This window comes from Methylobacterium sp. HJ2, from assembly GCF_056431005.1.
In genome coordinates this window covers 382,935-399,654 of the sequence record NZ_JBWJYM010000001.1, presented here as the reverse complement: position 1 = coordinate 399,654, position 16,720 = coordinate 382,935, and the positions used below count along the sequence as shown (strand labels likewise).

Genomic DNA, 16,720 nt, shown 5'->3' with positions numbered 1-16,720 from the left:
GTCCTCGAAGCATCAACCCACATTGCCGTCGCAGCGCTCCCCGGCATCGACGCGATGAGGGTGGGTTCGGCGGTCGGTATCAGACGTCAGGCTTTCCCGACCGCCAGGAGGGCGAAGGCGTAGATTAGAGCGACCTCCTCGAGGCGGTCGAAGCGGCCGGCGGCGCCGCCATGTCCAGCCTCCATGTTGATCCGCAGCATCACAGGCCCGCCCCCGGTCATGGTCGCGCGCAGGCGCGCCACCCACTTGGCCGGCTCCCAGTAGGTGACCCGCGGATCTGTGAGACCCCCAAGCGCCAGGATCGCCGGATAGGCCCGCGCGACCACGTTCTCGTAGGGCGAGTAGGCAAGAATGCTCTCGAAGGCTTCCACGCTCTCTGCCGGATTGCCCCATTCGGGCCATTCGGGCGGCGTGAGCGGCAGGTCGCCGTCGAGCATCGTGTTGAGCACGTCGACGAAGGGGACGTCGGCGACGATGCCCGCGAAGAGATCGGGCGCGAGGTTGGCCACCGCCCCCATCAGCATCCCGCCCGCACTGCCACCGTGGGCAACGATGTGGCCCGCGGCGGTGTAGCGGGCCTCGATGAGGGCGTGCGCGCAGGCCACGAAGTCCGTGAAGGTGTTGGGCTTCTTCTCGCGCTTGCCGTCGAGGTACCAGCGCCAGCCCTTCTCGGTCCCGCCACGAACATGCGCGATGGCATAGACGAAGCCACGGTCGACGAGGGAGAGCAGATTGGTGCGGAAGGCGGCCGGCATCAGCGTCCCGTAGGAGCCGTAGCCGTAAAGCAGCAGGGGCGCCGTGCCGTCGAGCGGGAGGTCACGCCGATGGAGGAGCGAGATCGGTACGCTCTCGCCATCGGGCGCGGTCGCGAATAGGCGGCGTGTGACGTAGGCCGCCGGGTCGTGGCCGCTCGGCACGGTCTGGCGTTTGCGCAGGGTCCGCGCGCGGGTACCGCAATCGTAATCCCAAGTCTCCGCTGGCGTCGTCATGGAGGAATATACGAAGCGGATCGTGCGGGTGGCAAAGGCGTGGCCCGATTGCAGGCCCAGCGAGTAGGCCTCCTCGGCGAAGGCAACGGCATGCTCCTCGTCCGAGGCGAGGTCGCGCACGATGATGCGCGGGCGCGCGTTCTCGATCTCCAGGCGGACGAGATGCCCCTCAAGCAGGTGCAGGTGGCGGATCATCACGCCGGCCCGATGGGGCACGAGGTCCCGCCACTGCGCCCGGCCGGGGGCGTCGAGGGAGGCGGTGACGATCTTGAAGTCCTCGGCACCGTCGGCGTTCGTCAGGATGAAGAGCCGGTCGCCACGATGCTCGACCGAGTAGATCAGCAGGGCCTCGCGGGGTTGCACCGTGCGCAGCGCCGTGTCCGGCGCGGTGCGGTCGAGCAGGTGCACCTCCGAGGTCTCGTGGTCGCTCGCGGTGATCGCCAAGTAGGCACCGGATTGAGTCTCGCCGATATGAACGAAGAAGCCGGGATCGCGCTCGGTGTAGACCGTCTGGTCGTCGGATGGGTCCGTGCCGACCCGGTGGCGCATCACCCGCGCAGGCCGGTGGTTGGCGTCGACCGCGACGTACCAGAAGCTGGCGCCGTCGGCCGCCCAGATTGCCTCGCCGGAGGTCGCCTCGACGCGGTCCGCCAAGTCCTCGCCCGTGGCGAGGTCGCGGACGCGGATCGTGTAGAGCTCGGAGCCCTTGGTGTCGGCGCTCCATGCGAGACGGCCGTGATCGTCGGAATGCACCGCCGCGGCGATCTCGAAGAAGGCCAGCCCCTCTCCTTCCCGGTCGCCGTCGATCAGGATTGCTTCTCGCTCCGGGTCACCGAGATCGTCGGGCGCGCCTGCTAGGGGATTAGGGTTGCGTGGCCGTCGGCAAACCAAAGGGTGCTGGCCACCCTCGCGGTGGCGGGTGTAATACGCAAAAGGTCCGTCCGGGTCTGGCACGCCGCTGTCGTCCTCGCGGATGCGCCCACGCATCTCGGTCACGAGGACTTTGCGCAGCTCCGCCACTCCAGCGAGCATCGCTTCCGCATAGGTGTTCTCGGCCCGCAGGTACGCGCCGATTTCGGTGGGCAGGACGGCCGGGTCCTTCAAGACCTCTTGCCAGTTCTCCGCCTTCAACCAGGCGTAGTCGTCGTTGAGGGCACGGCCGTGGACTTTGTAAGCGTGAGGCCGGACGGCAGCGACGGGCGCATCGGAGCGCCGGGGAAATGCGGTTCGTTCTGAGGCCATCGCGCCAAATCCTCGTCCGGGACGAACTGACACCTGCACGTGTCGAGCGTGGGGGACAAGGCCACCGCGACAATCCGAACTGCGTGCTGGCTCTTCGTGGCGCGGGGTAAAGATCGCTCAGGTTTCGTTGAACCGAGCCGGTTCCCGACGTTCACAACCAACCGGCGACCGTCACGCTCCACAGCGATGGATGCGTCAAGTCTTTACAGAGGATTATTGTCCGTTACCTTGAGTGGCAGCGCTTGCCTCCAATCTGGAACAAAACATGAACGTGCGACGCTCCATTGATCGACCCACTCTTCCGGTGAAGCGGCCTGCTCGAGCCTCCCGTGAGGCGGCTGGCAAAGTCGGCAAAACGGCGCATGACAAGGCAGTGGATGGGGGTGTGAACGATAGGGCCAATGATCACCCGGCCGACCGGCAGGTCCAGCGCCTCCTCGCGGCACTCGCTCCCGAGGGCGCCTACGCCTTCCGCGACCCTACCGACGACGACGTCTTAATCGTGCGGATCGGGACGGGCATTTCGCTCGGATCCGGCCGCTATCCCGGTTGGGCGGGTGAGACTCTCGTCCGGGCGGACCTCGCCGAGCGCGCGGCCGGCCCGCAAAGCCGCCTCACCATCAGCGCTGCCGGCCGGGCCCGGTTGTGCCGGCTGGCGGGCAAGCCGGAGCCCTACCTTGCTCAGCATCTCGACTTGGCCCTCACGGCAACGAGCGACGGCGCTCGCCTGCACGACCTGTCCGAAAGCCCGATCGCCTGGATGTCGCGGCGGCGCGACGCGACGGGGCGGCCGTTCCTCGACGCCGCCGCGGTCGAAGCGGGCGAACGCCTGCGCCGCGAAATCGCCACGGCCCGAATGACGCCGCGGATGGGCGTGAGGTGGGGCACGGAGCGCGTGGATGGGTCGGGCCCAAGCGATCCCGCTTCCGCCTCAGATACGGTGCTGGCCGCTCGCCAGCGCGTCGAGGCGGCGCTGGACGCCGTGGGCGGGGACCTTGCGAACCTGCTGATCGACCTCTGCGGCTACGTCAAAGGCCTCGAGCGCATCGAGACGGAGCGGCGCTGGCCGGCGCGCTCGGCTAAGGTGGTGGCGCGCATCGCACTCGATCGTCTAGCCGGGCATTACGGCCTGCAGAGTCAGGTATCCGGTCCGGAGCGGGTTCGGATGCGCCTTTGGCGGGCCCAGGCTTGAGGCCCGCAATACGGCGACCGCGCACCGCGTCGGTTAGGTTGAGAACCTGACGGCATCACGGTGGATCCGATCCGCCATAGCCCGGACACCGTTCGAGCGCTGCGGCGTGAGATGCTCGCCGAGGCCAAGCCGCGTGTAGAGAGCGAAGGCGTCGGTCTCGGCCGCGTCCCGCGGGGTCTTACCGTCGAACAGCGCGATCATCAGGGCGACGAGGCCGCGCACGATATGGGCGTCACTGTCGCCGCGCAGGTGCAGACGCGGCTCCGCGGCGGACCGGTCGAGTTCCATGTCGAACCAGACTTGACTGGCGCAGCCCTGCACCCTGTTGGCCTCAGCGTGGAGCGCGGTGTCCGCCGGCGGCAGCGTGCGCCCGAGCTCGATCAGATAGCGGTAGCGCTCTTCCCAGTCGTCGATGAACTCGAAATTCTCGATGATGGTCTCGATCGGGGGCAGCATGGGGGGCAACGTGGGCTCGAGGGGGTGTCGCGGCCGATATAGGCCGCGCCTGCCCGCGATGCGAACCGGCCTACAGCGTCGCACGCGTCTCAGGGAGGTGGAGCAGGAGCGGGTCCTGCGCTGTCGCGGCACCGGTGACGGCGATCTCGGCCTGAGCAGCGTAAGCAGCGATCAGGCGTGGACCGAGCTTCGGGATGTTGGGGCGTCCGGCCTCTGCCATGTCGCTTGCCCCGGAAACGATGGCAAGGCGCACAGGCGCGCCTGCCGCCGCTTGGATATCGATAGCGATGCCGCAAGCGACAGATTCCGCTGTCGCATCGAGGCACTCGGCCACGATCTCGGCCACGATCATGCCGAGTGCGTTGGCGGTGCGCGGCTCTACCAAGCCGGTGCCGGTGCCCGTAACGCTCACGCCGATCCGGCCCGCTCTCCGCAATTGGCCAAGGCCGGAGGCGAGGCGGTGGAGGTAGTCTCTGAGGTCGATGGAGGCGATGTGGGGCGCCTCGTGCAGGTGCTGCTGCACCAGGGCGATCGCCCGGACGCGCTGGCCCAGCGCCTCGAAGCTGCCGCGGCAGAGCTCGGGCGCGGCCCGGCCGTAGAGCCCGATCAGGCTCACCATCACCTGCAGGTTGTTGCGGACCCGGTGATAGACCTCGGCGAGCAGCGCCTCCTTCTCGGCGAGCGCGTGCTCGATATGCTCCTCGGCGTGCTTGCGGTCGGTGATGTCGAAGCAGGAGCCGAGATAGCCCTGGAAGCGGCCGTCCTCGGTCAGCGGGCGCGCGGTGTCGAGGAGCCAGCGATAGGCCCCGTCGTGGCGGCGCAGGCGGAACTCCACCGTGAAGGGCGCGCGCGCCGCGAAGGCCTCCGACACGATGCGGGCGTGGCGCTCGAAATCGTCCGGGTGCAGGCCGCGCCGCCAGCCGACGGCGAGCTCCTCCTCGAGCGGGCGCCCGGTGAATTCGAGCCAGCACTCGTTGTGGTGGATCGCCCGCCCCTCGGTATCGGAGCGCCACATCATCAGCGGCACCGAATCGGCGAATTGGCGGAAGCTGTCGCTCAGCCCGACGGGGCCGGCGCCGGTCTCCTCCCCATCCGATGGTGTCTCCGCGGTCATGCTGCTCCCGACTCGGACGTCAAGGCCCCGGCTGATGCGCGCAAGAAGGGCGCCGGTCAACGTGCCGGGAACGACCCCCGTTCCGATCCGTCGTCCGATCGCCGGGAAACCTCTGGTCGTCGCCCGCGCCCGCACGCGGGCGCGCGAGGAGCCAGCTTTTTCGCCTAGAACATGAATATGGTCCTTGACAGCGGCGCGCTCCTCGGTTAGGGTACAGGCATTCTCCAGAAGTGTGACGAGGGGCCGGCGATGGTGCGGGAGAGCGCCTACACGCCGGAGCAGCGCGCGGAGGCCGACCGCCTCCTGCGCGAGACGGCGATCCCGATGGTGGAGATCGGCCGGACGCTCGGCATCCCGGCCCAGACGATCCGAAGCTGGAACGCCCGCGCCGGCTGGCGCAAGCCGCGCAACCTGCCGAAGCTCAGCCCGGCCAACTGGCCCCTGTCCCGCCGCGAGGCTGTGGCCCGGCTCTACTACGAACCGCGCAACAGCCCGCAGGACATCGCCGAGGCGATCGGGGTCGCCCGCCTCTCGGCCAGCGCCTTCTTCCGGGCCTGCGGCCTGACCCTGCGGCGCCCCTCCGCCGCGACGCGCGCGGCGGATCCGCTGCCCCTCGATGCGGCGGGCGCGGCGGACGGCCCGGCTCTGCGGGCGGCCCTGCGCGGGCACATCGCCCGGCAGATCGCGGGGTTCGACGCCGCGCTGAAGGGCGACGGCCCGGCCGTGATCGATTCGGCCCGGGTGCTGCGCGACCTCGGCGGCCTGAAGCGGCTTCTCGACGAACTCACGGACGAGCGCGGCCCGGAGCGGGAGGATGCGGATGGCCTGCCCGACCCGTCCGGTGCCGACGCGCCCGGATCCGACGACATCCCCGCCCTGCGCGCGGAGATCGCGCGCCGCCTTGGCGGCGAGCCCCGGCCCGGACCTGCCGGGGGCGCTGGAGCGGCTGCCGCCGCGCCTCATCCGGGCGCTGGCCCGTGACTGGCTGATCCAGGCGCGGCCCGACCAGCTGCCCCCCTGCCCCGGCGGGGCCGCCTGCCCCGATCCCGCCTGCGGGGCGGGCCCCGATCGCTGGACGACCTGGGCGGTGATCGGCGGCCGGGGCAGCGGCAAGACGCGCACGGGGGCGGAATGGGTCGATGCGCTGGCCCGCGGCGACCCGGCCTTCACCGCCGGGGTGGTGGCGCAGATCGCCCTGGTCGGCGAAACCTACGCGGACGTGCGCGACGTGATGATCGAGGGTCCCTCGGGCCTGCTCGGCATCCCGGAGCGGGGGCGCCGGCCCCGATGGCAGCCGAGCCGGCGCCGGTTGACCTGGCCGAACGGCGCGGTGGCGAGCGCCTTCTCGTCGGAGGAGCCCGATTCCCTGCGCGGCCCGCAATTCGGAGCGGCCTGGTGCGACGAGGCGGCGAAGTGGCGCCACCCCGAGGCCGCCTTCGACATGCTGCAATTCGGCCTTCGGCTCGGCGCGCATCCGCGCAATCTCGTCACCACGACGCCGCGGCCGATCCCGCTGATCCGGCGCCTGCTCGCCGATCCCCGCACGGTGGTGAGCCGGGCCCGCACGGCCGACAACGCCGCCTATCTCGCGCCGAGCTTCCTCGACGCGGTGGTCGGGCGCTACGCCGGCACCCGGCTGGGGCGCCAGGAACTCGACGGCGAGCTGATCGAGGACCGGCCGGACGCGCTCTGGACCCGGGCCGGTCTCGAGGCGGCCCGCGTCGCGGCGGCGCCCGCCGATCTCGCCCGGATCGTCGTGGCGGTCGATCCGCCGGCCTCCTCGGGCGCGCGCTCGGATGCCTGCGGCATCGTCGCGGCGGGCGTGCGGGGCGCGGCGGGCTACGTGCTCGCCGATGCGAGCCTCGCCCGCGCCGCGCCGGAGGCCTGGGCGGGGGCGGCCCTCGCGCTCTACCACCGGCTCGCGGCCGACGCCCTCGTGGTCGAGGTCAACCAGGGCGGCGAGATGGCGGCGGCCGTGCTGCGCCAATGCGACCCGGCCGTGCCCGTGACGCCGGTGCGCGCCACCCGGGGCAAGTTCCTGCGCGCGGAGCCGGTCTCCCTGCTCTACGCGCAGGGCCGGATCCATCATGTCGGCGCGTTCCCGGCCCTGGAGGACGAGCTCTGCGATTTCGGCCCCGGTGGCCTGAGCGGCGGCGCCTCGCCGGACCGGCTCGATGCGCTGGTCTGGGCGCTGACCGCGCTGATGCTGGACGGCGAGGGGGAGCCGCGGATCCGGCGGTTGTAGCCCCGGAGCGCGGTCCGCCGGGCCGAGCGCTGGACAGCTTGCGACACGTCTCAGGCTGTCGGAAGATCGGCAGGCGCGCGATGCCGCAACCCGGGAGCGTCCACGCGGATCGGGGAGACGACGGTTGGCCTGCTTCGGCGGGATGGGAGACGCCCTTGGACGGCCGACGGTCGCGAGAGACGCGTCTCAGCGTCGGCCCGCGCCGGCCGACACCTCTCGCGCGGCGACCCGCAGCGCGTGCGCCCCGATGCGCGCGTGGCCGAGGCCATTGACGGTGGACAGAGACGCCCGCACCGATCCGACGGAGACAGGCCATGGAAAGGATACCTGCGTGGTCATTGGCGGCCGCGTGCGCGCTCGCCCTCCTGCCAGCCCCCGCCGGGGGTGCCGATGACGACGGCTCCCCGCTCTTCGGCGTGAGGCTACCGGCCGGGTACCGCGATTGGCGGCTGATCAGCATGGCGCACGAAGCCGGCAGCCTCAACGACATCCGCGCCGTCCTGGGCAACGACATCGCCGTGCGGGCCTACCGGGACGGAACGCGCCCCTTCCCTGATGGCGCGGTGATCGCGCGGCTGGCCTACACGTACGTGCCCTCGGACGAGAACAACGCGATCTTCGGCCAGGAACAATCCTTCGTTCCGGGCGCGCCCACGAACGTGCAGATCAGCGTCAAGGACGCGACGCGATACGCCGAGACCGGCGGCTGGGGCTATGGCCAGTTCGAAGGCGGCAGGGCGAACCGCAGCGACGCCCTGATGCGAACTTGCGCGCCCTGCCACGCCCGGGCGCCGACGGGCGACGATTTCGTCTTCACGCATTACACGCCCTGAGGGCGTGCCTGGGCCTGGAACGCGACGGGCATCGGCCGTCGGGTGACGAGCCGGGGTCGGCATCCCACCCCGCTCGGACAGAGGCACGGCTCGGGAGACGGTGTGTCCGAGCGGGGTGAGGGTCGCGGCCCGCCGAGGTCGCCTCAGGCCCGCCCCGGCCAACGGGCTCCGGCGAGGCCGGCCTTCCAGCGCAGGGCCGGCTGCTCGACGGCGTGCCAGCTCGCCAGGCCGAGCAGGAGGGCGACCGGCAGGGCGATCGCGGTGACGCCCCAGGGTCCGATGCCGGGAATCCAGAGGATCGCGAGGCTCTGCACCGGCCAGGCGTAGAGATAGAGGCCGTAGGACGGGTCGCTGCGGTCGGTCAGGCGGCTGAGGCGCGTGGCCGGGCGGGCGAAGGCGTACCAGAAGATCAGGTAGCCGCCCAGGAGCGCGACGGCGGGCTCGGCGAGGCGCGGGCTGAACATCAGCGCCGCCAGGGCGAGCGCGGCGAGGAGCGCGCCGCGGCCGGTGTAGCGGATACGGTCGCGCCAGACCTCGAAGGCGCCGCCGACGCAGAACACGGCGGTCAGGCGGATCGTCTCGCCCGAGCGGCCGAGCAGGGTGGCGAGGCGGGGCACGTCCGGCACGAGGTCGTGGACGGCGTAGAGCAGCGCGAGGGCGACGAGCAGGGCGGCGTAGCCCGCCCGTCGGCCGCGGGCCGCGAGCGCCCCCGTCAGGATGGCCAGCAGGTAGCAGCGGAACTCGTAGGGGATCGTCCACATCGCCCCGTTCAGGACCGGATAGGGCAGATCCGCGAAGGCGCCCGGGAGCGCCGGCCCGGCGAGTGCGGCGAGGCGCACGAGCGCTTCGGCCCAGGCGACGCGCGCGAGGTCGCCGCCCGCCAGCGGCCCGACGACCAGGAGAGAGACCAGGAAGGCGACGACGAAGCCGGGCCAGATCCGCAGCGCCCGGCGCGCCAGGTAGGCGCCGGTCGAGCGGGTGCTGCGGACGCTGCGGGTGATCAGGTAGCCGCTGATCAGGAAGAACCCGTCGACCGCGACCTCCCCGAACGAGAGGGTGCCGAACAGGCGCGTCAGCGGCTCGCGCGCCCGGTCGCCGTCGATCAGCTCGGGCGAGTGGGCGACGATCACCAGGGCGGCGAACAGCAGCCGCAGGGAGCCGATGTTGTTGTGGCGGCGGATCGCTCCGTCCGAGGGAAGCTGCGCGCTCACGAGGGCATCGGTCTCCGGGTCCCGCTCCGGCCTGTCGCCGACGGCGCGCGGGCCGCCGGCGTCCGCTCCATAGCCTGCCGGGCGCCCGTCCACGAGGGCCGCGCGGCCACGCTGGGCCCCGACACGGGGCCCGCGCAGCGCGGGCTGGGCACCGATGCGGGACAACCCAGCGTAGATTTTCCAAGATCGGCGCAAGAAAACCGAAAGGTCCGTCGGTTATCCAACGGATCGATCCAAGGCTAGGGCCGCTCCCGATCGCGTTGCGAGCGGGCACGTCTCCGGACCCTTGCGACGCTGTGCTGCCTCGCGCCGAACCGGCACCCCTATCGGCGAAGGCGCTCCCGGTCGGCCTGGCAAAGACGCTCATGGGCATGCGGTTTCGCAGACCTCCCACGCCGCGCCCCGACGGGGGCCCGGCCCGCTTCCTGGCGGACCGGCGCGGGGCGACGGCCGTCGAGTTCGGCCTGCTCGGCTTGCCCTTCCTGGCGCTGATCTGCGCCTGCCTGGAGGCCGGCATCGTGTACTGGGAGCAGGAGATCCTTCAGCAGGCCGTCACCGAGGCCGGCCGGCAGATCTACACGGGCAAGTTCCAGGCTGCGAATGCCCGCGTCTCCGACGGGGCGACGCTGATCGATAGCTTCAAGAAGGCGGTCTGCACCACGCCGGCCGGGACGCCCCGCCTGACGATCTTCCCCTGCGACAGCGTGCGCGTCAGCGTCACCCAGGCGGACACCTTCTCGAACGCGGCGCCGGTGGCGCCCACCGCGACGAACGCCCAGGGCGCCAGCGACTGGAACCCGAGCTTCCAGAGCTACAAGTGCGGCGGCGCCTCCGCCATCATGGTGGTGCAGGCGGCCGTCGACGTGCCGGTCTTCTTCCCGCTGCTCGGATCGACGGCGGCGAGCCTGCCGAGCCGGCGCCGCGTCCTGCAGGCCGCGGCCGTGTTCAAGGTCGAGCCCTACACGCAGGCGGTCTGCTCGTGACGCGCCGCCCCATCCGCGCCTTCCGGACCGACCGGCGCGGCATCGCCGCGGTCGAGTTCGCCTTCGTGCTCCCGGTCCTGATGACGCTGTATTTCGGCCTCGTCGAGATGACGCGGGCCGCCGATGTCAGCCGCAAGCTGACGCTGTTCGCCCGGACGCTCGCCGACCTGTCGGGCCGGGCCGACAACCCGAAGCCCTCGGCGACCGAGATGACGGCCATCGCCAACGCGGCGGGGGCGATCCTGCGCCCGCTCGACGTGTCGGGCCTGCAGATCGTGGTCAACGCCATGGGCGTCGAGGCGGTCAACGGCACCCTCGTGGGCGGCGTCTGCTCCAGCTGGCAGCAGAACGGCACCCCGCGTGCGGCCCTCACCCGCAACGGCTCGACCGGCCTGCCGCCGACGCCCGCCACCTATCAGTACGACGGCGCCCGCTACGTCCTGGCCGAGGTGACCCTCGCCTACACGCCGCTGCTGGGCAGCAGCCTGTACCGCTGGATCTTCGGCGCGCGCGGCCTGACCTTCGCCCGCCAGATCCCCTGGGCCCAGCGCGCCTCCACCGAGATCGTCATGCCGGGCGGCAGCGCCTGCCCGGTCTTCAACTGATGCGGCAGCGGGAGCTTCCAGCGTGATCAGACCCACCGGCAGCCGCCTGCTGCGCCGCGCCGCGCGCTTCCGGCGCGCCCGCACGGGCCAGGTCGCGATCACCTTCGGGCTGATGGCGATCCCGATCCTGTTCGCGGCGGGCGCGGCGATCGATTACGGCCGGCGCAACGCCGCCAAGGCGCAGCTCGACGCGGCCCTCGACGGGGCCGTGCTCGCGGTGACGAGCCAGAAGTCGAACACCGTCTCGGCCACGAACATCGCGAACCTCGAGACGCAGTTCCGGGCCGAGGCCGCCAAGGTGCCGGGGGTGACGGTCACGGGCTTCACCGCGAGCCCGGTCGTCACGTCGACCGACCTCACCCTGTCGGCCACCTACACCGCGACGGTGCGGACGACGCTCGGCAGCCTGATGCGGGTCGCCAATCTCGGCATCGCCGGCACGTCCTCAAGCGCGCGCAACGTGACGCAATACGTCAACTACTACCTGCTGCTCGACACGTCGCCCTCGATGGGGCTCGCCGCGACGGATGCCGACGTGACCAACATGCAGCGCGTCACCGGCGGCTGCGCCTTCGCCTGCCACCAGCACACCTTCGACAGCAGCGGCAACGTCACCGGCGACAACCTGAACGACAATTACCACATCGCCAAGGCCAACAACATCAAGCTGCGCATCGAGGTGCTGCGGGAGGCCGTCACGGCGCTGGTCGACAGCGCCACCCAGGCCGCGACCCTGCCGCAGCAATACCAGATGGAGATGTGGACCTTCAACGATTCCACGTCCCAGACCCGCCTGCAGGCGATGACCCCGACGCTGAGCCAGATCAGCGGGGCGGCCGGCGCGATCGACATCGCCTACGCCTACCGGAACGAGGCCGACAACCAGACCGATTTCGAGCGGGCGATCGCCAGGATGAACGCCGTCATCCCACCGAGCGGGAACGGCATCACGGCCAGCGCGCCGATCCGCTTCCTGTTCCTCGTCACCGACGGGGTGCAAGATACGAGCGGCAGCATCACGAGCCCGAATCCCGGGTTCCAGTACCAGTCGAACCGCTTCATCGGGCCGATCAGCCCGGCGACCTGCAGCGCGCTGAAGAGCAACAACGTCCGCATCGGGATCATCTACACCCAGTACCTGCCGCTCTACTCGAACGGGTTCTACAATTCCTGGGTGAAGCCCTACGAGAGCAAGATCGGCCCCTCGCTCCAGGCCTGCGCGAGCGACGGCCTCTATTTCCCGGTCGCCTCGGGCGGCGACATCACGGCGGCGATGCTGAAACTGTTCTCGGCCTCCGTGGCCTCGGTGCGGATCACGAACTGAGCCGGGCCCGCGCCGCGGGAGCCCGCACGCAACCGGCCGCCGACGGGCCCGTCGGCGGCCGTTCCCCGTCCTGGCCGCTCCGGCCCGCCCCTGCGCGGAGCGAACCGACGCCGCAAGTTCAGCGGCTGCCGCCGCCGCCGCCGCCCTGCGGCGCGACCCGCGAGGGCTGACCGGCATTGCCGGCCGCCGCCGAATCCGTGGAGATCACGTCCGCCGGCTGGCCGGTCGGCGAGTAGTTGAGCGCGCCCGGCTCGCCCGTCGAACCGGGCTGCGGCGCGAGCACGCCGCCGGTGGTGGCGGGGCCCGGCGCCACGATGGCCGGTGCGGCCGGCGTGTCGAGGACCTGGGCGAGAGCGGGCGTGGCGAGCGCCGCCGCGACGGCGGCGACAATGAGCGTGCGCATGGGAAGTCCTTCCGTTGTCGGGGGGCAACTTCGGTTGCGCGCAAAGGATCCCTGCCGCAGCGCAAAAAGCCCCTCACGCCCGCCCGAGCGGCTCCGGCGCGCCGCGCCCCGCCCGACCCTTCGCATCTGCACACCGCCATCCCGTGAGGACATCATGCCCACCCTGCTCACCCGGCTGGCCCGGGCCGCCGGCTATCGCCCGGCCGACACGCCCCGGCCGGGCGCCAAGGCGGCGTCCCTGACCGGACCGGGCTTCGCCCTGTACGGAGACGGGCGCGCGGTCTGGACGCCGCGGGAGACCGGCGCCCTGGCGCGGGCCGGCTACGGCCGCAACGCCGTGGTCCACCGCGCCGTGCGGCTCGTCGCGGAAGGCGCCGCGAGCGTGCCGCTGGTGCCGGCGGGCGCGGGCGGCGCGGCGCTCGCCGCGCTGCTTGCCCGGCCGAACCCGCGCGAGGGCGGCACGCGGCTCCTCGAGACGCTCTACGCCAACCTGATGCTCGCCGGGAACGCCTACCTGGAAGCGGTGAGCCTCGACGCGGTGCCCCGCGAGCTGTTCGCCCTGCGGCCCGAGCGGATGCGGCTGGTGCCGGGACCGGACGGATGGGCCGCCGCCTACCTCTACGGCACCGGCAGCCGCGCGCGGCGCTACGATCAGAGCGGCCTCGTGCCGCCGATCCTGCACCTCGCCCTGTTCCACCCGGAGGACGACCGGCTCGGCCTCGCCCCGATCGAGGCGGCGGCGAGCGCGCTCGACATCCACAACGCGGCGGGCGCCTGGAACAAGGCCCTCCTCGACAACGCCGCGCGCCCCTCGGGCGCGCTGATCTTCGGCGGCGGCGCCCATCTCAGCGAGGCGCAGTTCCTGCGCCTGAAGGGCGAGCTGGAGGCGAACTACCAGGGCGCCGGCAATGCCGGCCGGCCGCTCCTCCTCGAGGGCGGGCTCGACTGGCGCCCGCTCGCGCTCTCGCCCCGCGAGATGGATTTCGTCGAGGCCAAGCACGCGGCGGCCCGCGAGATCGCGCTGGCCTTCGGGGTGCCGCCCCTTCTCCTCGGCCTGCCGGGCGACAACACCCACGCCAACTACGCCGAGGCCAACCGCGCCTTCTATCGCCAGACCCTGATCCCGCTGGTGCGGCGCACGGCCGAGAGCCTCGCCCACTGGCTCGGCCCCGCCCTCGGGGCGGCGACGCTGGAGCCCGACCTCGACCGGATCGAGGCGCTGGCCGACGAGCGCGAATCCCTCTGGCGCCGGGTGCAGGCCGCCGATTTCCTCACCCGCGCCGAGAAGCGCGAGGCCGTGGGCTTCGAACCGTGAGGAGGCCGATCCCGTGAGCGCCCGACCCGATGCCGGCACGGCCGGCCATTTCACCGGCTACGCCAGCCTGTTCGGCGAGCCCGATCTCGGCCGCGACGTGGTGCGACCCGGCGCCTTCGCGGCGAGTCTCGCCCGCCGGGGCCCCGCGGGGATCCGGATGCTCTGGCAGCACGATCCGGCCGAGCCGATCGGGAGCTGGCTCGAGATCCGCGAGGATGCCCGCGGCCTGCGCGTGGCGGGCCGGCTCGACCTCGCGGTGCGGCGCGCCCGCGAGCTCGCCGCGCTCCTCGCCTCGGGCGGCGTCGACGGGCTCTCGATCGGCTTCCGGACGCTCGCCGCCACGCCCGACCGGGCCGGCTACCGGCACCTGACGGCGCTCGACCTCTGGGAGATCTCCCTCGTCACCTTCCCGTTGCAGCCGGGCGCGCGCGTCACCGCGCCGCTCGCCGCCCAGATGCGCGACCTCGCCCGGCGGATCGCGCCCGCCACCCCCATCGGAGCACGAGCATGAACGAGCAGATCAGCCAGGGCGGCGCCACCTTCGAGACCAAGGCCTTCGAGACCAAGACTTTCGAGACCAAGGCCTTCGAGGCGCCCTACGACACCAAGGCCGGCCTGCCGGGGCCGGAGACGCGGGCGGCGCTGGACGATCTCGGCCACGCCTTCGAGGCCTTCAAGGCGACGAACGACACCCGCCTCGGCCAGATCGAGCGAAGGATCGAGACCGATCCCCTGACCGAGGAGAAACTCGCCCGCATCGACGCGGCGCTCGACCAGGCCCGCAGCCGCCTCGACCGCCTCACCCTCGACCGGGCGCGCCCGCCGCTGATCGGCCGCGAGCCGGTGGCCGATGCGGGGGCGCAGGAGCACAAGGCCGCCTTCGATCTCTACGTCCGGGCCGGCGAGAGCACCGGCCTGAAGGCGCTTGAGGCCAAGTCGCTGTCGGCCGGATCGGGGCCGGACGGCGGCTACCTCGTGCCGGAGACGGTCGAGCGCGAGGTGCTGCGCCGGCTCTCCGAGCTCTCGCCGATCCGCGCCATCGCGGGGCAGCGCACCATCTCGGGCGGCCAGTACAAGCGGGCGGTCGCCACCGGCGCGCCCGCCGCGGGCTGGGTCGCCGAGACCGCGCCGCGCCCCGAGACCGCGGGCCCGGCGCTCGCCGAGATCGCCTTCCCGGCGATGGAGCTCTACGCCATGCCGGCCGCGACCCAGACGCTGCTGGACGACGCCGTGGTCGACATCGACGCGTGGCTCGCCGACGAGGTGGAGACCGCCTTCAGCGAGCAGGAAGGCGCGGCTTTCGTAACCGGCAACGGGGTGAGCCGCCCGCGGGGCTTCCTCGCCTACGACACCGTGGCGAACGCGGCCTGGACCCCGGACAAGCTCGGCTTCGTCGCCACCGGGGCGGCGGGCGCCTTTCCGGGCGCCAACCCCTCGGACGTGCTCGTCGACCTGATCTACGCCCTCAAGAGCGCCTATCGCCAGAATGCCGGCTTCGTGATGAACCGGCACAGCCAGAGCACGATCCGCAAGTTCAAGGACGGGGAGGGCAACTACCTCTGGCAGCCGCCGGCCTCCGCCGACCGGCCCGCGACCCTGATGGGCTTCCCCGTCACCGAGGCGGAGGCGATGCCCGACATCGCGGCGGGCAGCCTCGCGGTGGCCTTCGGCGATTTCCGGCGCGGCTACCTCGTGGTCGACCGCGCCGGGCTGCGGGTGCTGCGCGATCCCTACTCGGCCAAGCCCTACGTGCTGTTCTACACGACCAAGCGCGTCGGCGGCGGGGTGCAGGACTTCGCGGCGATCAAGCTGCTGAAATTCGCCTGATCCCCGGCCGCGCGGCGATCGGGCCGCGCGGCGCCCCGTCCCGGGAATACCCCGGACGGCACAGATTCATCCCTCCCCCTCTGCGGGGGTGGGACACGCGCGGGCTCCGTCGGCGAATTCGGGACACCCTCGCCCGCACCGGGCGGGACCGACGAAACCTCGGCGAGCTCAGTGCGAGCGGCGGCGCACCAGCATGCGGCCGATCTCGAGCAGCAGCGCGTCGATCAGCAGGCGCAGGAGGGGCTTCCCGCTGCGGTCGATCGCCTCGCGGGCGGCGATGCAATGGTCGGCCGCGATCTCCAGGTAGTCGGGCTTCGCCCAGGACGGCTCGTGCCACGGGGGGGTCACGTGGCGGTGGGTGGTGTCGATATAGGTGCCGTAGCCGTGGCCGCCCGCGCTCGCCAGGGGCAGGCGGCCCTGGTTGAGCACCCAGCGCACCGTGCCGGATTCGGTGCAGACCCGGAACTCCGCCGTGAACGGGCCGCCATCCTCGCGGGCGCGGCGGATCTGCTCGAACACCCAGTCCCGGTCATCGGGGTGGATCCGCCCGAGGGCGACGTCGAGGGTCAGGGGCTTGCCGGCGAGCGCGCGATCCCCCGCCATCAGGGCGGCGGCGCCGCCATCCAGGATCGAGCGGCCGAGCGCGACGTCCGTCTCCCAGGTGCCGATGAAGCCGGCCGCCTCGAGTGCGGGCAGAAGGAAGCGATCCGTCACGCATCCATCTTCGTCGGTGGAGCCGGGCGGGCCCGGCGGTGCCAGATGCGGGTTGTCGGAAGCACGTGCCATGTCGCGGGACAAACGACCATTCGAGTTGTCCGCATCCCCCGAACGGCGCGGAGTGGCCATGATGAGGCCATTGGCAAGTCTTCACAAGGACCCTTCAGTCCAGGATCGGCTTCAGAAGCCTACCGGCCAGCCATATTCGCGCTGAAGAGGCTTAACATGAGTGAGGACAGGACCGGAAAAAACGCTCCGCTTCAG

Annotated in this window: 16 protein-coding genes; 10 read left to right on the top strand and 6 right to left on the bottom strand. The window is 71.9% G+C overall.

Annotation, left to right across the window (positions count from 1 at the left end; all coding sequences use genetic code 11):
- Window positions 1-86 precede the first annotated feature (86 nt).
- Entirely contained in the window at window positions 87-2,231 is a 2,145-nt protein-coding gene (locus ACS5RC_RS01825) for a S9 family peptidase (protein ID WP_478342111.1), read from the bottom strand.
- Window positions 2,232-2,496: 265 nt separating this feature from the next.
- Between ACS5RC_RS01825 and ACS5RC_RS01820 the strand changes: the two genes are divergently transcribed.
- Window positions 2,497-3,423: a DUF6456 domain-containing protein gene (locus ACS5RC_RS01820; RefSeq protein ID WP_478342110.1), complete on the top strand. Its 927-nt coding sequence runs from the start codon at window positions 2,497-2,499 to the stop codon at window positions 3,421-3,423.
- A 33-nt stretch (window positions 3,424-3,456) separates the two neighbouring features.
- Here the strand turns inward: ACS5RC_RS01820 and ACS5RC_RS01815 are convergent, their stop codons facing one another.
- Together ACS5RC_RS01815 and ACS5RC_RS01810 are read right to left on the bottom strand one after the other, a co-directional pair.
- Window positions 3,457-3,879: a SufE family protein gene (locus ACS5RC_RS01815; RefSeq protein WP_478342109.1), complete on the bottom strand. Its 423-nt coding sequence runs from the start codon at window positions 3,877-3,879 to the stop codon at window positions 3,457-3,459.
- 70 nt (window positions 3,880-3,949) lie between these two features.
- Window positions 3,950-4,993 (bottom strand): PAS domain-containing protein, encoded by a 1,044-nt coding sequence (locus ACS5RC_RS01810; RefSeq protein WP_478342108.1) that lies wholly within the window; start codon window positions 4,991-4,993, stop codon window positions 3,950-3,952.
- A 249-nt stretch (window positions 4,994-5,242) separates the two neighbouring features.
- On the opposite strand from ACS5RC_RS01810, the gene ACS5RC_RS01805 reads away from it, so the two are divergent.
- The 3 genes from ACS5RC_RS01805 to ACS5RC_RS01795 all read left to right on the top strand — a co-directional run bounded on the left by ACS5RC_RS01805 (window position 5,243) and on the right by ACS5RC_RS01795 (window position 8,071).
- Window positions 5,243-5,974 carry a hypothetical protein gene (locus ACS5RC_RS01805; protein ID WP_478342107.1) on the top strand — a complete coding sequence of 244 codons (732 nt, stop codon included), beginning with the start codon at window positions 5,243-5,245 and terminating at the stop codon, window positions 5,972-5,974.
- Window positions 5,931-7,238 (top strand): DNA-packaging protein, encoded by a 1,308-nt coding sequence (locus ACS5RC_RS01800; protein ID WP_478342644.1) that lies wholly within the window; start codon window positions 5,931-5,933, stop codon window positions 7,236-7,238. The genes ACS5RC_RS01805 and ACS5RC_RS01800 overlap by 44 nt, the downstream gene beginning before the upstream one ends.
- A gap of 416 nt (window positions 7,239-7,654) precedes the next feature.
- On the top strand, window positions 7,655-8,071 hold the full coding sequence (locus tag ACS5RC_RS01795) for a cytochrome P460 family protein (protein WP_478342643.1): 417 nt from the start codon (window positions 7,655-7,657) through the stop codon (window positions 8,069-8,071).
- A 143-nt stretch (window positions 8,072-8,214) separates the two neighbouring features.
- Here the strand turns inward: ACS5RC_RS01795 and ACS5RC_RS01790 are convergent, their stop codons facing one another.
- The gene (locus tag ACS5RC_RS01790; protein ID WP_478342106.1) at window positions 8,215-9,447 is read right to left on the bottom strand and encodes an acyltransferase family protein; all 1,233 of its coding nucleotides are present in this window, start codon (window positions 9,445-9,447) and stop codon (window positions 8,215-8,217) included.
- A 206-nt stretch (window positions 9,448-9,653) separates the two neighbouring features.
- On the opposite strand from ACS5RC_RS01790, the gene ACS5RC_RS01785 reads away from it, so the two are divergent.
- From ACS5RC_RS01785 to ACS5RC_RS01775, 3 genes are read left to right on the top strand one after another with little or no spacing between them, the layout of a single operon-like run.
- On the top strand, window positions 9,654-10,265 hold the full coding sequence (locus ACS5RC_RS01785) for a TadE/TadG family type IV pilus assembly protein (protein WP_478342105.1): 612 nt from the start codon (window positions 9,654-9,656) through the stop codon (window positions 10,263-10,265).
- Window positions 10,262-10,870 (top strand): TadE/TadG family type IV pilus assembly protein, encoded by a 609-nt coding sequence (locus tag ACS5RC_RS01780; protein ID WP_478342104.1) that lies wholly within the window; start codon window positions 10,262-10,264, stop codon window positions 10,868-10,870. The genes ACS5RC_RS01785 and ACS5RC_RS01780 overlap by 4 nt, the downstream gene beginning before the upstream one ends.
- A gap of 22 nt (window positions 10,871-10,892) precedes the next feature.
- Window positions 10,893-12,194 carry a TadE/TadG family type IV pilus assembly protein gene (locus ACS5RC_RS01775; protein WP_478342103.1) on the top strand — a complete coding sequence of 434 codons (1,302 nt, stop codon included), beginning with the start codon at window positions 10,893-10,895 and terminating at the stop codon, window positions 12,192-12,194.
- A 118-nt stretch (window positions 12,195-12,312) separates the two neighbouring features.
- Here the strand turns inward: ACS5RC_RS01775 and ACS5RC_RS01770 are convergent, their stop codons facing one another.
- Window positions 12,313-12,597, bottom strand: coding sequence for a hypothetical protein (locus ACS5RC_RS01770; RefSeq protein WP_478342102.1), 285 nt, complete (start codon window positions 12,595-12,597; stop codon window positions 12,313-12,315).
- Window positions 12,598-12,751: 154 nt separating this feature from the next.
- Here ACS5RC_RS01770 and ACS5RC_RS01765 point away from each other — a divergent pair, with 154 nt between their 5' ends.
- The 3 genes from ACS5RC_RS01765 to ACS5RC_RS01755 are packed head-to-tail and all read left to right on the top strand — an operon-like array spanning window position 12,752 to window position 15,739.
- Entirely contained in the window at window positions 12,752-13,912 is a 1,161-nt protein-coding gene (locus ACS5RC_RS01765; RefSeq protein ID WP_478342101.1) for a phage portal protein, read from the top strand.
- Window positions 13,913-13,925: 13 nt separating this feature from the next.
- The gene (locus ACS5RC_RS01760; protein WP_478342100.1) at window positions 13,926-14,423 is read left to right on the top strand and encodes an HK97 family phage prohead protease; all 498 of its coding nucleotides are present in this window, start codon (window positions 13,926-13,928) and stop codon (window positions 14,421-14,423) included.
- Window positions 14,420-15,739 carry a phage major capsid protein gene (locus ACS5RC_RS01755; protein WP_478342099.1) on the top strand — a complete coding sequence of 440 codons (1,320 nt, stop codon included), beginning with the start codon at window positions 14,420-14,422 and terminating at the stop codon, window positions 15,737-15,739. The genes ACS5RC_RS01760 and ACS5RC_RS01755 overlap by 4 nt, the downstream gene beginning before the upstream one ends.
- Before the next feature lie 168 nt (window positions 15,740-15,907).
- Here ACS5RC_RS01755 and ACS5RC_RS01750 read toward each other — a convergent pair whose 3' ends face one another.
- The gene (locus ACS5RC_RS01750) at window positions 15,908-16,453 is read right to left on the bottom strand and encodes a PAS domain-containing protein (protein WP_478342098.1); all 546 of its coding nucleotides are present in this window, start codon (window positions 16,451-16,453) and stop codon (window positions 15,908-15,910) included.
- Between the last annotated feature and the right edge of the window lie 267 nt (window positions 16,454-16,720).